This is a genomic window from Thermus sp., assembly GCF_056332225.1.
Genome location: NZ_JBWGQW010000003.1, coordinates 1 through 16,833 on the forward strand (window position 1 = coordinate 1; position 16,833 = coordinate 16,833).

Consider the following 16,833-nt stretch of genomic DNA (forward strand, 5'->3'; position numbering starts at 1 on the left):
AGACGGTGGACCAGTGGGGCAAGTCGGGAACGTACGCCTGCGGCGTGACGAGGCATGGCCCGCCACTTGATGCCGTTCTCCAGGACGTAACGTGCTTCCCCTTTAGGGGAACACCTTCTGGATGGCGTTCACCCTTTCCCTCCTCGGCACCTTGGCGGGGCGGCCACCGGGCTTAGGGGCGGGGATGAGGGGTTCCAGGAGGGCCCACTCCGCATCGCTGAGGTCGCTGGGGTAAGATCGTCTAAGAGTCACCCCTTAAGGATACCACCCTTTTACGACAGCCTCTTAGCACACGAAGGAATCTATAAGAGGCTTGGCGGAGAGGTTCCCTTTGGGTAGCATGGGAAGCGCCCGCCGGGGTGGCGGAACGGTAGACGCTGCGGACTTAAAATCCGCTGGGGGGTTACCCCCGTACGGGTTCGAGTCCCGTCCCCGGCACCAAAGGGCCCCGGCCTTGCCGGGGCCTTTGCTATGCTTGGGGGCGTGGGCGCGATCACCCGGTATTTGGAACGGGTCATGGCCCAGGCCCGGTACGACCTCCTGGGCCCAGGCCGCTACGTGGGGGAGCTTCCTGAGCAGGGCCTCCGGGTGGAGGCCTCCCACCTCGAGGCCGCCCGGGAAGCCCTTAGGGAGGCCCTGGAGGCCTGGCTCCTCGAGGCTTTGCGCTCCGGGGTGGTGCCTTCCGGCCTGGAGGGGGAGGGGGATCCGGTGCGGGCCCGCTTCTTCGCCCTGGCGGGGGAGATGTGGCGGCTTGCGCAGGAGGCCTCCGGGGCGGCCCGCCTCGCCCGGGGGCAGGAGGGGCCCAAGAGAAAGCCCGCCTCCCTGGAGGAGTGGCTCCAGGGGCTCGGCCTCCAGCTCGTGAGGAGGCCCCAGCCCGAGGACGAGGAGAAAGAAAAGGTCCTCACCCGCCTGGCCCTCTTCCTGGGGGACCGCTACCCGAGCCTGGAGAAGCTCTACGAGCGCCTCAAGCAAAGCCTATCCACCAAGCGCCAGTTTGAGCTCTCCCTGGCCGAGGCCTCCCAGGACGAGATCGCCAACTCCACCCAGTTCTGCACCATGCTCAAGCAGTACGCCCTCCTCACCTCCTATCACTACAAGAGCGAGGACCGGCGCCTCCGGGCCAAGGCCAGCACCGAGGGCTGGGTGCAGAACTTCCTCACCGGGGGCTGGCTGGAGCGGTACGTGGCCGAGCGCCTGAGGAAGTTTCTCCGCTCCAAGAACCTTCCCCACGAGGTGGCCGTGGGCTACCAGGTGGCCCTTCCCGGTGGGGAGGCCATGGAGCTGGACGTTCTGGCGCGGGTGGGGGAGCGGGTCTACTGGTTTGAGGCCAAGACCGGGGAGTTCCAGGCCCACATCGCCAAGTACGCCGGGCTTAAAAAGGTGCTCGGGCTTTCCCAAAAGGAGAGCTTTCTGGTCCTCTTGGGCATGGACAAGGCCCGGGCCAAGGAGCTTTCCGCCCTCCACGGGCTCACCGTGGTGAACCAGGCGAACTTCCTCGAGGTCTTCCAGGAGGCGCTGGAGGGGAATGGTCCGTAAGGTCCTCCTGGTCATGGGGGGGACCCTGGCCTCGAGGGTCTTAGGCCTCGTCCGCCAGGCGGTCTTCAACGCCCTCTACCCCGACGCCCTCAAGGACGCCTTCAACGTGGCCTACCGGGTGCCGAACCTCCTCAGGGAGCTCCTCGCGGAAGGGGCGGTGCAGAACGCCCTCATCCCCCTCCTAAAAAGCCTCTCCAAGGAGGAGGCCCAGTCCTTCGCCCGCCGCTTCGCCGCCTTCCTCCTGGGCGTGAACCTCCTCGTCCTAGGCCTAGGCTACCTCCTCGCCCCCTTTGTGGCGGGGCTTTTGGTGGCGGAAGGGAGCCACCTAAGGACCCCAGAGGCCTTCGCCCAGGTGGTCTACCTCACCCGGCTCCTCCTCCCCTTTCTCCTCGGCCTCTCCATGGCCGCCCTCTTCTCCGCCCTCACCCAGGCCGAGGAACGCTTCCTGCCCTACGCCCTCGGGCCCATCGCCTTCAACCTGGTGGCCATCGGCCTCATGGCCCTCTTCCCCGGAGACCCCACGGCCCTGGGCCTCTCCGTGGCCCTCGGGGGGCTTCTCCAGGCCCTGGTCCAGCTCCCCTTCCTCCGGGGTTTCCGCCTGGAGTGGCGCTGGCACCGGGCCTTCCTCCCCGCCCTCCTCCGCATGGGGCCCTTCGCCTTCACCACCTCCCTCAGGCAGTTTTTAAACCTCGTCCTCACCAACATCCTCACCCGCTACCCCCAGGCGGCGGTCACGGGCTTCTACAACGCCGAGGTGGTCTTCCAGATGGTCCTGGGCCTCTTCGCTACGAGCCCCGCCATCGCCCTCTTTCCCCGCATGAGCACGCTGAGGGGCGAGGAGCTCTCCCGCTTTCTCCGGGGCCCCTTTGAGCGCTTGAGCCTGGTGCTCGCCCTTCTTGGGGGGCTTCTCACGGGGCTTGCTCCCTTCGTGGTGGTCCTCCTCTTCGGCCTCTTCGGGCCCCTCACCCCGGAGAACCGGGCCTTTAGCGCCCAGGTCCTCGCCGCCTTGGGCTTTGCCGTGCTTCCCTGGGGGGTGAACACCCTCTTTCTAAGGGGCCTCTACGCCCTGGGGAAGGTGCGGGAAGCGGTGATGGCCAGCGCCCTGGTCTTTCTCCTCAACACCCTGGGCTACTGGCTTCTAAAGGATGCGGGGCTTTTCCTTTTGAACCTCTCTACCGCCTTGGCGGGGTACCTGGGCCTCTTCCTCTACCTCTTCCGGCTGGAGCGGGAGGGGGTGGGGGTGGGGTACGTGCCCCCCTACCTCCTCCGCGCCTCCCTGGCGGGGCTTCTCGCGGCGGTGCCCGGGCTCATCCTGGGAAGCTTCCTCCGCGCAACCTCCTCCCACGGGACCCTCCTTCCCCTCCTCCTCGGGGGGGGAGGCGGAGTGGCCCTCTTCCTCCTCGCCGCCTGGGCGATGGGCCTCCCCCTCAGGGCCCTCGCCAGAGGTCTCTCAGCCGGTAGTAGAGGGGCTTGAGCCGCAAGGCGAAGGCGGGGGCCTCCCAGGGGGCCCAGGCGAAGCGGAGGGGCTTTCCCCCTTCCAGGAGGAGACCAACGCCCTCTATGGGGATGGGCTCTGGAGCGTACCAGGCCGTGGGGCGGCTCGGGTCGGTGATGAGGAGCATGCCCCAGGGAAGGCGCACCTCCAGAAGCCCTTCGGGCCCAAGGGCGTAGTCCGCGGTGGGGTCGCGGGCCCCCAGGGGGTCCTCCCCCCGCCTCAGGGCTCCCAGCTCGTAGGTCTTGCGGGGGTAGTCGGTGCCGTCCCGGCCCGTGCGGCGGCGGTTGGGCTCGAGGACGAAGGGCACGAAGGGGCCCCCGCCGGGCCTGGTGAACCCCCGGAAGTGGAGGAACTCCGTCCCCGGAAGGCCGTGGGAAAGCTCCTCGTAGGGGTAGTACCCCTTCTCCACGAGAAGCCTCCCCCCCTCGAGGCCCACCTCCAGGGGGAACTCGGCCCCGAAGCCCTCGGCCACCGGGACCCCTCCCGGAACCGTGTCCAGGTAGACCCTCAGAGGGAGGGGGCCCCGGTAGAGGAGCCAGAGGTACTCGGGGTCGGCGTAGGCCTTGAGGAAGCGCCCCTCCTCCCGGAGGAGGAAGGGCACCTTCTCCCACTCCTCGGGGTCGCCGTCCAGGCGGAACGCCCCCTTGGCGGTGGCGGCGAGGAGCCCGTAGTTTTCCTCGGCGTCCAGGAGGTTGTGCCAGAGGGGGTCCCGCTCGGGGGGGTATTCCAGGTCCATGAAGAGCCAGTTCTTCTTGAACCACTCGTCCAGGAAGGCGAAGACCAGGCCCCCCGCCAGGCCTAGGCCCTCTATGTCCCGCCAGAGCGCGGCCACCCTTTCCGCCTGGGCCTCCTCCGAGAGCCCCCCGTGATGGAACCCCTCGGGGTGGAAGTGGGCGAGGCCGCGGCTCGTGGGGAGGCCGAACTCGGCGATGAGGAGGGGCATCTCCCCGTGGTGGGCCTCGAGGCGCTCCAGGTACTTGCGGTAGCGGCCTCCCTCCAGGCTCGGCTCGTTGACCATGAAGTCGGGGTAGTAGGGGTACACGTGGTAGGCGGCGAAGAGGCTCGCGGGGCTACCCGCGGCGGGGCGCAGGTGGGTGGGGTCCAGGGCCACGGTGTCCTCCTCGTGGAGGGGGCCCGCCCGCGGGGGCTCCACCCTTTCCCCCCGCGCCTTCCTCAGGCGGTACTCCTCCTGGAAGCTCGCCTCGCTTTCCCAGGTGAGGGGGTCCAGGGTGGGCCAGTTGACGAAGCCTAGGGGCCTCGCCGCGCCGTAGGCCTCCCACTCGTAGGTGGCCAGGCGGTCCAGGACCTCGGCGAGGTAGGCCGCAAAGGGGCTCGCCCCGGGGAGGGCCTCTACAAAGCGGCCCCGGTAGGCCCGCCCCGGGTGGCGCTCGTTGTAGGCGGCCACGGAGTAGGGCTCAAACTCCCGCCCCACCAAAAGGCCCAGGGTCCAAGGGGAGACGTCGGCGGTGTAGTCCCCGTGGGCGTGGCCGGGCTTGGGCGGGCGGCGGAGGTCCCCGTGGAGGGCGTCCAGGACCTCCCGCCCTTCCAGGAGGAACTTTTCCAGGAAGGCGCCCTCCCAGTCCCCGTAGCCCTCCTCCTCGGGAAGCTCGGTCCAGACACCCTGGAAGAGGTAGAGGGGGCTCTTTGGGTGGGTCAGGTTGTAGCCCAGGAGGGCCCGGTAGAAGGCGGGGGGCAGGAGGGTGTAGACCCGGACGGCGTTGGCCCCCATGTTTCCCAAAAGCTCCAGCCAGGCTCGGTAAAGCCAAAGCGCCTCGGGGAACTCCGCGGGGAAGCGCCCCGGGAGGGCCACCCCCAGGTTCACCCCCCGCACCCTTAGGGGCTTTCCCCCCACAAAGAAGGCCCCCTTTTCCGCCCTAAAAGGGGGCGGAATCTTTCGGGCCTTGGGGGCGGGTGGGGAAGGGGGAGGGAGGGTGCGGAGGACGGCCTCGGCGTCCCCGTAGCCCTGCCGGAGGGCCTCCTCCAGGGCGCTTCTTGCGCCTTCCAGGTCCCCCTTCGCCCTTAGGGCGAGGCCGAAGCCGTAAAGGGCCTCGGGGCCGCCCTTTAGGGTCCCCACCAGGCGGGCGAAGGTGAAGAGGGCGTCCTCCACCCTGCCCAGCCGGTACTGGGCGAAGCCCGAGAGGAGAAGGGCCTCCTCAGGGGGGTCGTAGCCCGAAAGGAGGGGCTTAAGGCGGGAAAGGGCCCCCTCCAGGTCCCCCCGGGCGTAGAGGGTGCGGGCCTCGTCCAGGGGGGAGGCCAGGGCCAGGCCGAGGAGGAGGAAGAGGCTAAGCCCCCGCATTCCCCAGCTCCTGGATGGCCCGGACGGCCTCGGGGTTTTCCAGGGCGGAGAGGTCCCCGGGGTCCTGGCCCAGGAAGGCGGCCCGGACCACCCGGCGCATCACCTTGGCGTTCCGGGTCTTGGGGAGGTCGGGGACGAAGAGGACCCGCTCGGGGCGGAGGGGCCTTCCCAGGGCCTCCGCCACCTTCTCCGCCACCTCCTCGGCGAGGGCCAAAGAGGGGGCGAAGCCCGGCCTCAGCACGGCGAAGAGGACGATGGCCTCCCCCTTCACCGGGTGGGGGACCCCGATGGCGGCGCACTCCCTTAAGGCCGGGTGGCCGGTGGCGGCGGTCTCCACCTCGGCGGGGCCCACCCTTTTCCCCGCCACCTTCAGGGTGTCGTCGGAGCGCCCGAGGATGAAGAAGTGCCCCTCCTCGTCCTGGAGGGCCAGGTCCCCGTGGACCCAGACCCCGGGCACCTTCTGGAAGTAGGTCTCCAGGTAGCGCCCCTCGTCCTGCCAGAAGCCCTTGGTCATCCCCGGCCAGGGGGCGAGGACGGCGAGCTCCCCCACCTTGCCCACCACGGGCTTTCCTTCTTCATTCAGGACGGCGGCCCTCATCCCGGGGACGGCGGTGTTGAAGCCCATGGGCTTGATGGGCCTTAGGAGGGCGTTTCCCAGGATGCCCCCGGAGACCTCGGTGCCGCCCGAGTAGTTCACGATGGGAAGCCGCTCCTTGCCCACCACCCGGAAGAACCAGAGGTAGGCCTCGAGGTTCCAGGGCTCCCCCGTGGAGCCGAGGACCCTTAGGGAGGAGAGGTCGTGGGCCTCCACGGGCGCCTCCCCGAAGGGGATGAGGGCCCGCACCAGGGTGGGGGAGAGGCCGAGGTGGGTAAGGCGGTGGGCCGAGGCCATCCGCCAGAGGCGGTCCGGCCCCGGGTGGTCCGGGGCCCCGTCGTAGAGGAAGACGGTGGCCCCGAGGATGAGGCCCCCCAGAATGGCCCAGGGCCCCATCATCCAGCCGAGATCGGTGAACCAGAAGAGGCGGTCCTCCTCCCTAAGGTCAAAGAGGAGGGCGAGGTCCAGGGCGGCCTTCAGGGGAAAGCCCGCGTGGTAGTGCACCGTGCCCTTGGGGCGGCCCGTGGTGCCGGAGGTGTAGATGAGCATGAAGGGGTCCATGCTCTCCATCTCCTCCGGGGGGAAGGCCTCCCCCGAAAGGCCCTGGTAGTCCGCCTCCCCCGCCTCGAGGGGAAGCCCCAGGCGGCGCACGGCGAGGAGGCGTTCCGTCCCCGAAAGCCCTAGCGCCTTGCGGGCCTCGGGAAGGAGTTCCACCCTCCTCCCCCGCCTCAGGAAGCCGTCCTGGACGGCGAGGAGCCTGGCCCCGGCGTCCTTCAGCCGCACGCTCGCCGCCTCGGCGGCGTAGCCGGAAAAGATGGGGATGGCGATGGCCCCAAGCCAGGCCGCGGCCAGGAGGAGGACGGCGGCTTCCAGCCCCATGGGCATCCAAAGCCCCACCCGGTCCCCCCGCTTGACCCCAAGGGCCCTAAGCCCCGCCGCCACCCGGGCCACCTCGGCCCTAAGCTCGCCGTAGCTTAAGGCGCGCACCTCCCCCGCCTCGGTCTCGTGGAGGAGCGCGGTCCTTTGGGCGTCGTGGCGCAGGCAGGCCTCCACCAGGTTGAGCCTCCCCTCCGGGAAGAACTGGGGGAAGGGGAAGCCCCCTTCCACCACCCGGGCGTAGGGCTTGCGCCAGGGAAGGCCGAGGTGGGTGAAGAACTGGCGGTAAAAGTCCTCGGCCTCCTCCACGCTGTAGCGGTAGAAGGCCCCGTAGTCGGCGAAGCCCAGGGCCTCCATGAAGCGGTAAAGCCGGGTGGCCTGGGCTTCCTCGGGCTGGGGATACCAGACGGGTTCCATCTCACTTCCTCCATGGGCCTGGTTGCTTCGGCCTTTCCTGGGGCTTGCTAGGGGGTTCTTTGAGCACTTTTAAAAACTCCTCCACGCCCAGGCGCTCCTCGGGCTTTTTAAGCAGCAGGCGCCTCAGGGCCCGGTCCAGGTAGGGGGGAAGGTTGGTGGGGGGCGGGGGGAGGAAGAGGTGGGCGTTCCGGACCTCTTCCAGGGTCTCGCCCCGGAAGGGCCGCTTTCCCGTGAGGACCTCGTAGGCCATCACCCCGAAGCTGTAGGCGTCGCTCTTGGGGCTTGGGGAGGCTCCCAGGAAGAGCTCGGGAGCCAGGTAGTGGGGGCTGCCGGCGTATTCCTGGGTCCGGTCCTCGGGAGTCCTCAGGGTGCCCAGGTCCCCCAGCTTGTAGACCCCCTCCCCCACGAACACGTTGGAGGGCTTCACGTCCTGGTGGAGGAGCCCCTTGCCGTGCAGGAAGAGGAGGGCTTCCCCCACTTGAAGCAGGGCCCGCACCCCCTCCTCCCTGGGCAGGGGGCCTTGGCGGAGGCGGTCCTCCAGGGTCCCCTCGGGGAAGTACTCCAGGGCCAGGAAGGCCTCTTCCCCAAAGGGGACCCCCGCCAGCCCTCGCACCAGGTGGGGGTGCCGGAGGGAGAGGGAGAAGGAGACCTCCCGGGCGAAGCGCTCCGCGAGCTTGGGGTCTTGGCGGACCTCCTTCTTCGGGATCTTCAGGGCCACCCGCGTCCCGTCAGGGGCCCGGCCCAGGTAGACCTGGGCGGTCTGGCCCAGGCCCAAAAGCATCTCCAGCCGGAAGTCCCCCCTAGTCAAGGCGGAGAACCTCTCCTGGCTTCAGGGCGTGCCCCTCCACGCCCTTCTCCTTGGCCCGCTGGGCGAAGGCCTCCCCGTCTTGGCGGATGGGGGGGAAGGTGTTGTAGTGGATGGGCACCACCCTCTTGGGCCTGAGGAGGTCCAGGGCCTTCAGGGCGTCCTCGGGGCCCATGGTGAAGTGGTCGCCGATGGGGAGGAGGGCGAGGTCCAGGCCCAGCTCCCCGATGAGGCGCATGTCGGAGAAGAGGGCGGTGTCCCCGGCGTGGTAGATGCGCTTGCCGGAAAGCTCCACCACCACCCCCATGGGCATGCCGCCGTAGGTGCCGTCGGGGAAGCTAGAGGAGTGCCAGGCGGGCACCCACTTGAGCCAGCCCCCCTCAAAGCGGTAGGTGCCCCCCAGGTTCATGGGGACGCTCTTCGCCCCGTGCTTCTCGGCGTAGGTGGCGATCTCAAAGGTGGAGACCACCACCCCCCCCTTCTTGGAGAGGGCCACGCTGTCCCCGAAGTGGTCCCCGTGGGCGTGGGTGACGAGGATCAGGTCCGCCTGGACCTCGCCCACCCCGAGGGCGGCCACGGGGTTTCCGGTGAGGAAGGGGTCAATGACGATCCGGGTCTTGCCGTCCGTGAGGAGGACCGCCGAGTGGCCCAGATAGCGTACCTCCACCATACCTGCCTCCTTGGCCGCCACTATACCCCGAGGAGGGCCTTCTGGGAAAGGGTCCTTTCCAGCCTCAGGGCAAAGATGGCCTCCACCAGGCGGAGGAAGGCCCGCTCCCCCCAGGTCTTCCCTTCAGGCAGGGCGAGCTCCACCTCCAGGGAGAGGAGGAAGCCCTCCCCCTCGGGCCTGGCTTCCCCCGAGACCCGGAGGGAGGGGGGAGGGAGGGGGAGGGGTTTGAGCCTTTGGCCCTCGAGGCGGCTTCGGAAGGGCAGGACCAGCTCCCCTAGGGCCGGGTTTTCCTGGCGGAGGAGGCCCCGAAGGCCCCCCTCCTCCCAGAAAAGCTCCAGGGGAAGCCCCTGGGGGAGGTGGCCGTTGCGCTGGAGCTCAAGCCGCACCTTCATCCTTCCACCCACTCCACCCGCACCCGGCCTTCCTGGACCAGGCGGACCATCTCCTGGTCGGGGAGGTTGATGAGCCGGGGAAGCTCCCGAAAACGTGGCGTGGCCGAGGCCAGCCCCACCCGCACCACCAGCACCTCCTCCTCCTCCGCCCGGCCGATGCGCCAGACCAGGTGCTGGCCCAGGGCTTCCAAGAGGTCCTTCTCCACGCCCCTAGTCTACCCCTTTTCGTTCCGGGGCCCCCGTGGGGTGGCATCAGAGCACTTCCAGCAGGGCGAACTTGAGGTAGTGGGTTTCCGGGTGGTTGAGGAGGACGGGGTGGTCAAAGGGCTGGCCCCGCCTTTCCAAGACCCTTAGGGTGCGGTGGGCGTCCTGGGCCGCCTCCAGGAGCATCTGGTAGAAGAGGGGTTCGCTGAGGTGGTGGCTGCAGCTCGCCGTGGCCAGGATCCCGCCCTCCTTCAGGAGCCGGATGGCCCGGAGGTTCACCTCCTTGTAGGCCCGGTAGGCCCGCTCCACGTCCTTTTTCCCCTTGGCGAAGGCCGGGGGGTCCAGGACCACGAGGTCAAAGCGCTCCCCCGCCTTCTCCAGGTTCCGCAGGAGGTCAAAGGCGTTGGCCTCGAGGGTCTTTAGCTGGAGGCCGTTCAGCCTGGCGTTTGCCTCCGCCCGGGCCAGGGCCTCCTTGGAGCTATCCACGGCCAGCACCTCCCGGAAGCCCAGGGCCAGGTGCAGGGCGAAGCCCCCGGCGTAGCTGAAGACGTCCAGGGCCCTTTCCCCCGAGAACCTTTCCATGAGGATCCGGTTTTCCCGTTGGTCCAGGAAGGCCCCGGTCTTTTGCCCCTCCCCCAGGTCCACCAGGTAGCGCACCCGGCCCTCCCGCACCGCCACCTGGCCGGGCACCTTTCCCCAAAGGGGCCTCACGTAAAGGGGAAGCCCCTCCAGCTCCCGGGCCTTGGCGTCGTTTTTGGCGAGGACGCTTTCCGCGTAGGGCTTGAGCCTTTCGGCCACCTGGGGCAGGAGGGCTTCCCAGGCGTGGGCCGTGGCCTGGACCACGGCGTGGCCGGCGTAGTAGTCCACCACGAGCCCCGGGAGGAAGTCCCCCTCGGCGTGGGCCAGGCGGAAGCCCCCCTCGGGCTCCCGCTTTAGGGCCTCCTCGCGCCGCCTCAGGGCCCTTTCCAGGTTTTCCAGAAGGGCCTCGGCGGGGTCTGGCGCCGGCCGGAAGCGGAACGCCCTCACCGTGAGGTCGCTTCGCGGGTTGTAAAGGGCCAGGGCCAGGAAGCGCTTGCCCCAGTAGACGGGGAAAAGCCCCGGGGCCTCGGGTCCCGAAAGCACGTCCCGGCGAAACACCCAGAGGTGGCGGGAAAGGAGCCTTTCCGCCCCGCGTTCGTTGACGAGAATCCGCACCGCTTAAGTATACTTAAGCGGGGTCGGTTGACGTTTGCCCCGGAAGCCGGTAGCCTAACCGGTGGGCGCGCTTTGCGCATCTTTTCACATAAGGAGGGGCGATGGGAGGCCTGGGACTTATTAAAAGCCTTGCGGAGAAGGAGCGGGAGCTCCTCGCCCGCCTCGAGGCCGCCAGGAAGGAGGCGGAGGAGCTTGTGGCGCGGGCCGGGGCCGAGGCCAAGGCCCTTCTGGAGGAGGCCGAGGCCAAGGCCAAGGCCCTGGAGGCCGAGTACCGCGAGAGGGAGGCCCGGGAGACCGAGGCCCTCCTCTCCCGCTACCGGGCCCAGGCGGAGGCCGAGGCCCGGGCGGTGCGGGAGAAGGCCGCTTCCCGCCTGGAGGAGGCGGTGGACCTGGTCCTTCGGGGGGTCTTGCCGTGATCGCTCCCATGGAGAAGTTGGTCCTGGCCGGGCCCAAGGGCCGGGCTAGGGAGCTTCTCCAAAGCCTCCAGCAGGCCGGGGTGGTCCACCTGGAGACCCTGCGGGCGGAGGCCCTTTCCGGGTACAGGCTTTCCCCGGAGGAGCGGGAGGAAGAGCGGCGCTGGGAGGCCGTGGCGGCGGGGGCGGAGCACACCCTCGCCCTCCTCGGGCGGGAGGCGGAGCCCGCAAGGCCCTTTCCGGGAAGCCTGGAGGAGGCGGAGAAGGCCCTCGCCCCCATCCAGGCCCACGCCGAGGGCCTCACCCGCCAGAAGCAGGAGCTGGAGGAGGAGCTCGCCCTGGCGGAGGCCTACCTCGAGCCCCTGGAGAAGCTCGCCGGCATGGCCCACGGCCTGGACCAAAGCCCCTTCTTCCGCGTGCTTCCTTTCCTCCTCAGCGAGAAGGAGCTTCCCCTGGTGGAGGAGGGGCTTAGGAAATCCCTGGAAGACCGCTTCCTGCTGGCTGCGGAGCCCTACAGCAAGGGGCTCGCCGGCCTTTTGGTGGTCCACCGCAAGGACCAGGAGATCGCCAAGGCCGCCCTCTCCCGGCTGGGCCTGGCCGAGCTCCGCCTGCCCGGGGCCTACGCCGACCTTTCCCTTTCCCAGGCGGCGAGGCGCCTGAAGGAGCGCTTCCAGGCCGCCCCCAGGGAGCTTTCCGAGGTGCGCCAGGCCCTCTACAAGCTCGCTCAGGAGGCCCATTCCACCCTGCAGAGTCTCTGGACCCGGGCCAAGGACGAGGTGGCCCGGCTCAAGGCCCTGGAGGAGCTGGCCTCGGGCCGCTTCGGCTTCGGGCTTTTGGGCTACGTCCCCGTGAAGGCCAAGCCCAAGGTGGAGGAGGCCCTCGCCCGGCACAAGGAGAGCGTGGTCTACGCCTTCGAGCCCGTGGACGAGCACCACGAGCGGGACCAGGTCCCCGTGACCCTGGACAACCCCCCCTGGGTCAAGCCCTTTGAGCTCCTGGTGGGCTTCCTCAACACCCCCAAGTACGGCTCCATTGACCCCACGCCCGTCGTTCCCCTTTTCTTCCCCTTCTGGTTCGGCATGATCGTGGGGGACATCGGCTACGCCCTCCTCTTCTACCTCGTGGGGCGGTGGCTTTCCGGGTACGTGAAGCGGAACGAGCCCCTGGTCATCAACCTCTTCGCCCTCAGGCTCAAGCCCCCGGTCCTCCGCCAGCTGGTCTACATCCTGAACTGGATGGTCTTCTGGACCGCGGTCTGGGGCGTGGTCTACGGGGAGTTCTTCGGCACCTTCCTGGAGCACCTGGGGGTCTTCGGCACCCCCGAGCACCCGGGGCTTATCCCCATCCTCATCCCCCGCATAGACACCGCCAAGACCGCCAACCTCCTCATCCTCCTCTCCGTGGCCTTCGGGGTGGTCATGGTCTTCTTTGGGCTTATCTTGCGGGCCTACCTCGGCCTCAAGCACCGCCACATGGCCCACTTCTGGGAGGGGGTGGGGTACCTCGGGGGGCTCGTGGGCATCCTGGCCCTGGCGGCCTCCTACCTCGGCAACCTCCAGGCGGGCTGGCTCCAGGGGCTCATGTACCTGGGGTTCGGCGTCTTCCTGCTTTCGGTCCTCATGAGCCGGATCTGGCTCATGATCCCGGAGATCTTCACCCAGGCGGGGCACGTCCTCTCCCACATCCGTATCTACGCCGTGGGGGCGGCGGGGGGGATCCTGGCGGGCCTCCTCACCGATATAGGCTTCGCCATGGCGGAGCGGCTTGGGCTACTGGGCGTGCTCCTGGGCCTTCTGGTGGCGGGGGTCTTGCACCTCCTCATCCTCCTCCTCACCACCTTGGGCCACATGCTCCAGCCCATCCGTTTGATCTGGGTGGAGTTCTTCACCAAGTTCGGTTTCTACGAGGAGAACGGCAGGCCATACCGGCCGTTCAGAAGCGTCCGCGAGACGCAGTAGGGAGGGAAAGAGATGAAGAAGCTTTTGGTTCTCCTTTTGGTGGCGGTGTTCGGCGCGTTGGCTTTCGCGGCGGAGGGGGCGGCGGCCTCCGGCGGCCTGGACCGGGGCCTCATCGCCGTGGGCATGGGCCTGGCGGTGGGCTTAGCCGCCCTGGGCACGGGCGTGGCCCAGGCCCGCATCGGCGCGGCGGGCGTGGGGGCCATCGCCGAGGACCGGGGTAACTTCGGTACCGCCCTCATCTTCCTCCTCCTGCCCGAGACCCTGGTGATTTTCGGCCTTCTCATCGCCTTCATCCTGAACGGCAAGCTCTAAGCGGTCCTCGGGGCCAGGCCCCTCGAGGGGCTTGGCCCTTTTCTAAGGGAGGCGAGATGTCCAAACTGGAAGCCATTCTGAGCCAGGAGGTGGAGGCGGAGATCCGCTCCCTCCTGGAGGAGGCCAAGGCCAGGGCGGAAAGCCTGCGCAAGGAGGCGGAGGCCAAGGCGGAGGCCCTCTTGCAGGGGCGGAAGCGGGCCCTGGAGGCCCAGTTCCAGGCCGCTTTGCGCCGGGCGGAAAGCGCCGGGGAGCTCCTCTTGGCCACCGCCCGCACCCAGGCTAAGGGGGAGGTGCTGGAAGCGGTGAAGGCCAAGGCAGAGGAGGCCCTGAGGGCCCTTCCCCAAAAGCCCGAGTGGCCCGAGGTCCTGAGGAAGCTTGCCGAGGAGGCCCTTTCCGCCCTCCCCGAGCCCGAGGCCCTGGTCTCCCACCCGGAGAACCTGCCCCACCTGGAGCCCTTGGCCCGGGAGCGGGGCCTCGGGCTTCAGGCCGACCCGGGCTTGCGCCTGGGGGTGCGGGTTTTGGGCAAGGGGGGCAGGACCCAGGTGGAGAACGCTCTGGAAAGCCGCCTGGAGCGGGCGTGGGACGCCCTTTCCTCCCAGGTGGCCCAGGTGCTTTGGGGCTAGGCCATGGCGGATGACTTCGGCTACCTCAACGCCCGGGTGCGGGCCCGGCGGGCCAGCCTCCTCAAGGAGAACTTTTTCCAGGAGGCCCTGGACCTCCCCTTCCCCGATTTCCTGCGCCTCCTCTCCGAGAGCGTCTACGGGGGGGAGCTCGCCGGGGGGGGTCTATCCGAGGTGGACCGGGCCATCGCCCGCACCCAGGAGAGGCTTCTTTCGGACCTGCCGAGGCTCGTCTCGGGGGAGGCCCGGGAGGCGGTGCGGCTTCTTCTCCTACGCCAGGACCTGCACAACCTCCAGGCCCTCCTTCGCGCCAAGGCCACGGGCCGCCCCTTTGAGGAGGTGCCCCTCCTTCCCGGGACCCTCCGGGAGGAGCTCTGGCGCCAGGCCTACGAGGCCCAGGACGCCGCCGGGGTGGCCCAGGTCCTCTCCCTTCCCGGCCACCCCCTGGCCCGGGCGCTGCGGGAGGCGCTGCGGGAGACCCAAGACCTCGCCCGGGCGGAGGCGCTTCTCGCCAAGCGCTTCTTTGAGGGGGTGGTCAAGGGGGCCAAGGCCTTGGAGGAGCCCGTCCTCCGGGACTACCTGGCCCTCGAGGTGGACGCCGAGAACCTGCGCACCGCCTTCAAGCTCCAGGGGTCGGGGGTACCCCCCGAGCAGGTCTTCATCCGGGGGGGGCGCTTCCTGGACAGGGTGGGCTTCGCCCGCCTTTTGGAAGGGGATTACGCCGTTTTGGACGAGCTCTCCGGCACCCCCCTCGCCGGGCTTTCCGGGGTGCGGGAGGCCACGGAGCTGGAGCGGCGCCTGAGGTGCCTTCTCCTAAAGGAGGCCAGGCGGGGAAGCGCCGATCCTTTGGGGGCCGGGCTGGTCCTGGCCTACGTTAAGGAAAGGGAGTGGGAGGCCATGCGCCTCAGGCTCCTCGCCCGGCGGGCCTACTACGGCCTCCCCCGGGCCCAGGTGGAGGAGGAGGTGGTCTGCCCATGAGGATCGCGGTGATCGCCGACCCCGAGGCGGCCCAGGGCTTCCGGCTCGCGGGCCTCGAGGCCCACGCCGCCCGCACCCCGGAAGAGGCCAGGGCCCGCCTGGAGGAGCTCGTGGAGAAGGGGGGCTACGCCCTGGTGGCCGTGGACCAGGCCCTTCTTCCCGAGCCCGAGCGGGCGGTGGAGAGGCTCATGCGGGGGAAGGACCTCCCCGTGCTCCTTCCCATAGCGGGGCTAAAGGAGGCCTTCCAGAACCCCGACGTGGAAGGCTACATGCGGGAGCTGGTGAAGAGGACCATCGGCTTTGACATCAAGCTGTAGAATGGAGGGACGATGATCCAAGGGGTAATCCAGAAGATCGCGGGCCCGGCGGTGATCGCCAAGGGGATGCTGGGGGCCCGCATGTACGACCTCTGCAAGGTGGGCGAGGAGGGGCTGGTAGGGGAGATCATCCGCCTGGACGGGGACACGGCCTTCGTCCAGGTCTACGAGGACACCTCGGGCCTCAAGGTGGGGGAGCCCGTGGTCTCCACGGGGCTTCCCCTGGCGGTGGAGCTCGGCCCCGGGATGCTCAACGGCATCTACGACGGCATCCAGCGCCCCTTAGAGCGCATCCAGGAGAAGACCGGGATCTACATCACCCGGGGCGTGGTGGTCCACGCCCTGGACCGGGAGAGGAAGTGGGCCTGGACGCCCAGGGTGAAGCCCGGGGACGAGGTGCGGGGGGGCATGGTCCTGGGCACGGTGCCCGAGTTCGGCTTCACCCACAAGATCCTGGTGCCCCCGGACGTGCGGGGCCGGGTCAAGGAGGTGAAGCCCGCCGGGGAGTACACCGTGGAGGAGCCGGTGGTGGTCCTGGAGGACGGCACCGAGCTCAAGATGTACCACACCTGGCCCGTCCGCCGCGCGCGGCCCGTCCAGCGAAAGCTTGACCCCAATACCCCCTTCCTCACGGGGATGCGCATCCTGGACGTCCTCTTCCCCGTGGCCATGGGGGGCACCGCCGCCATCCCCGGGCCCTTCGGGAGCGGCAAGACCGTGACCCAGCAGTCCCTGGCCAAGTGGTCCAACGCCGACGTGGTGGTCTACGTGGGCTGCGGCGAGCGGGGGAACGAGATGACGGACGTGCTGGTGGAGTTCCCCGAGCTCACCGACCCGAAGACCGGAGGGCCCCTCATGCACCGCACGGTGCTCATCGCCAACACCTCCAACATGCCCGTGGCCGCCCGCGAGGCCAGCATCTACGTGGGCGTGACCATCGCCGAGTACTTCCGCGACCAGGGCTTCTCCGTGGCCCTCATGGCCGACTCCACGAGCCGCTGGGCGGAGGCCCTGCGCGAGATCTCCAGCCGCCTCGAGGAGATGCCCGCGGAGGAGGGGTATCCGCCCTACCTCGCCGCCCGGCTCGCCGCCTTCTACGAGCGCTCGGGCAAGGTCATCACCCTGGGGGGCGAGGAGGGGGCGGTGACCATCGTGGGGGCCGTCTCCCCGCCGGGCGGCGACATGTCCGAGCCCGTGACCCAGTCCACCCTGCGCATCGTGGGCGCCTTCTGGCGGCTTGACGCCTCCTTGGCCTTCCGCCGCCACTTCCCCGCCATCAACTGGAACGGCTCCTACAGCCTCTTCACCCCGGCCCTGGACCCCTGGTACCGGGAAAACGTAGCCGAGGACTACCCCGAGCTCCGCGACGCCATCTCCGAGCTTCTCCAGCGGGAGGCGGGCCTTCAGGAGATCGTCCAGCTCGTGGGGCCGGACGCCCTCCAGGACGCGGAGCGCCTGGTGATTGAGGTGGGCCGCATCATCCGGGAGGACTTCCTCCAGCAGAACGCCTACCACGAGGTGGACGCCTACTGCTCCATGAGGAAGGCCTACGGCATCATGAAAATGATCCTCTCCTTCTACAAGGAGGCGGAGGCGGCCATCAAGCGGGGGGTTTCCATGGACGAGATCCTCCAGCTTCCCGTGGTGGAGCGCATCGGCCGGGCCCGCTACGTGAGCGAGGAGGAGTTCCCCGCCTACCTCGAGGAGGCCATGAAGGAGATCCAGGGGGCCTTCAAGGCCCTGGCCTAAGGAGGG

General features: G+C 69.1%; 16 protein-coding genes, 1 tRNA gene and 1 pseudogene. 10 read left to right on the forward strand and 8 right to left on the reverse strand.

Annotated elements, in window-relative coordinates; all coding sequences use genetic code 11:
- Nucleotides 1–120: 120 nt before the first annotated feature.
- Nucleotides 121–252: pseudogene (locus tag AC01Y6_RS01145) on the reverse strand (transposase); the annotation flags it as partial.
- A 101-nt stretch (nt 253–353) separates the two neighbouring features.
- Here AC01Y6_RS01145 and AC01Y6_RS01150 point away from each other — a divergent pair.
- From AC01Y6_RS01150 to murJ, 3 genes are all read left to right on the forward strand, one after another.
- A tRNA-Leu gene (locus AC01Y6_RS01150) sits at nt 354–441 on the forward strand.
- 30 nt (nt 442–471) lie between these two features.
- On the forward strand, nt 472–1,536 hold the full coding sequence (locus tag AC01Y6_RS01155; RefSeq protein WP_347241800.1) for a PDDEXK family nuclease: 1,065 nt from the start codon (nt 472–474) through the stop codon (nt 1,534–1,536).
- Nucleotides 1,526–3,010, forward strand: coding sequence for a murein biosynthesis integral membrane protein MurJ (murJ, locus tag AC01Y6_RS01160; RefSeq protein ID WP_476669871.1), 1,485 nt, complete (start codon nt 1,526–1,528; stop codon nt 3,008–3,010). Before AC01Y6_RS01155 ends, murJ begins: the two co-directional genes overlap by 11 nt.
- On the opposite strand, the gene AC01Y6_RS01165 is transcribed toward murJ, so the two are convergent.
- The 7 genes from AC01Y6_RS01165 to AC01Y6_RS01195 are packed head-to-tail and all read right to left on the reverse strand — an operon-like array spanning nt 2,964 to nt 10,480.
- Nucleotides 2,964–5,327, reverse strand: a complete 2,364-nt coding sequence (locus AC01Y6_RS01165) for a tetratricopeptide repeat protein (RefSeq protein WP_476669872.1) — start codon at nt 5,325–5,327, stop codon at nt 2,964–2,966. The two genes, murJ and AC01Y6_RS01165, sit on opposite strands and share 47 nt — an antisense overlap.
- Nucleotides 5,314–7,215, reverse strand: a complete 1,902-nt coding sequence (locus AC01Y6_RS01170; RefSeq protein WP_476669873.1) for an AMP-binding protein — start codon at nt 7,213–7,215, stop codon at nt 5,314–5,316. The genes AC01Y6_RS01165 and AC01Y6_RS01170 overlap by 14 nt, the downstream gene beginning before the upstream one ends.
- A gap of 1 nt (nt 7,216) precedes the next feature.
- Entirely contained in the window at nt 7,217–7,996 is a 780-nt protein-coding gene (locus AC01Y6_RS01175; RefSeq protein ID WP_428715365.1) for a serine/threonine-protein kinase, read from the reverse strand.
- A gap of 19 nt (nt 7,997–8,015) precedes the next feature.
- Nucleotides 8,016–8,690, reverse strand: a complete 675-nt coding sequence (locus AC01Y6_RS01180; RefSeq protein WP_347241804.1) for a metal-dependent hydrolase — start codon at nt 8,688–8,690, stop codon at nt 8,016–8,018.
- A gap of 20 nt (nt 8,691–8,710) precedes the next feature.
- The gene (locus AC01Y6_RS01185; protein ID WP_476669874.1) at nt 8,711–9,082 is read right to left on the reverse strand and encodes a DUF3809 family protein; all 372 of its coding nucleotides are present in this window, start codon (nt 9,080–9,082) and stop codon (nt 8,711–8,713) included.
- Nucleotides 9,079–9,288, reverse strand: coding sequence for a DUF3248 domain-containing protein (locus AC01Y6_RS01190; RefSeq protein WP_347241806.1), 210 nt, complete (start codon nt 9,286–9,288; stop codon nt 9,079–9,081). Before AC01Y6_RS01190 ends, AC01Y6_RS01185 begins: the two co-directional genes overlap by 4 nt.
- Nucleotides 9,289–9,334: 46 nt before the next feature.
- Entirely contained in the window at nt 9,335–10,480 is a 1,146-nt protein-coding gene (locus tag AC01Y6_RS01195; RefSeq protein WP_476669875.1) for a class I SAM-dependent rRNA methyltransferase, read from the reverse strand.
- 101 nt (nt 10,481–10,581) lie between these two features.
- Here AC01Y6_RS01195 and AC01Y6_RS01200 point away from each other — a divergent pair, with 101 nt between their 5' ends.
- The 7 genes from AC01Y6_RS01200 to AC01Y6_RS01230 are packed head-to-tail and all read left to right on the forward strand — an operon-like array spanning nt 10,582 to nt 16,827.
- The gene (locus tag AC01Y6_RS01200) at nt 10,582–10,896 is read left to right on the forward strand and encodes a V-type ATPase subunit subunit G family protein (protein WP_347241808.1); all 315 of its coding nucleotides are present in this window, start codon (nt 10,582–10,584) and stop codon (nt 10,894–10,896) included.
- On the forward strand, nt 10,893–12,851 hold the full coding sequence (locus AC01Y6_RS01205; RefSeq protein ID WP_428721502.1) for a V-type ATP synthase subunit I: 1,959 nt from the start codon (nt 10,893–10,895) through the stop codon (nt 12,849–12,851). The genes AC01Y6_RS01200 and AC01Y6_RS01205 overlap by 4 nt, the downstream gene beginning before the upstream one ends.
- Nucleotides 12,852–12,863: 12 nt before the next feature.
- Nucleotides 12,864–13,163, forward strand: a complete 300-nt coding sequence (locus AC01Y6_RS01210; RefSeq protein ID WP_347241810.1) for a F0F1 ATP synthase subunit C — start codon at nt 12,864–12,866, stop codon at nt 13,161–13,163.
- A 56-nt stretch (nt 13,164–13,219) separates the two neighbouring features.
- Nucleotides 13,220–13,786: a V-type ATP synthase subunit E gene (locus tag AC01Y6_RS01215; RefSeq protein ID WP_428719907.1), complete on the forward strand. Its 567-nt coding sequence runs from the start codon at nt 13,220–13,222 to the stop codon at nt 13,784–13,786.
- A gap of 3 nt (nt 13,787–13,789) precedes the next feature.
- On the forward strand, nt 13,790–14,761 hold the full coding sequence (locus tag AC01Y6_RS01220) for a V-type ATPase subunit (protein ID WP_347241812.1): 972 nt from the start codon (nt 13,790–13,792) through the stop codon (nt 14,759–14,761).
- A 2-nt stretch (nt 14,762–14,763) separates the two neighbouring features.
- Nucleotides 14,764–15,078, forward strand: coding sequence for a V-type ATP synthase subunit F (gene atpF, locus AC01Y6_RS01225; RefSeq protein WP_428719913.1), 315 nt, complete (start codon nt 14,764–14,766; stop codon nt 15,076–15,078).
- Nucleotides 15,079–15,090: 12 nt separating this feature from the next.
- Entirely contained in the window at nt 15,091–16,827 is a 1,737-nt protein-coding gene (locus tag AC01Y6_RS01230) for a V-type ATP synthase subunit A (RefSeq protein WP_347241813.1), read from the forward strand.
- Nucleotides 16,828–16,833 lie beyond the last annotated feature (6 nt).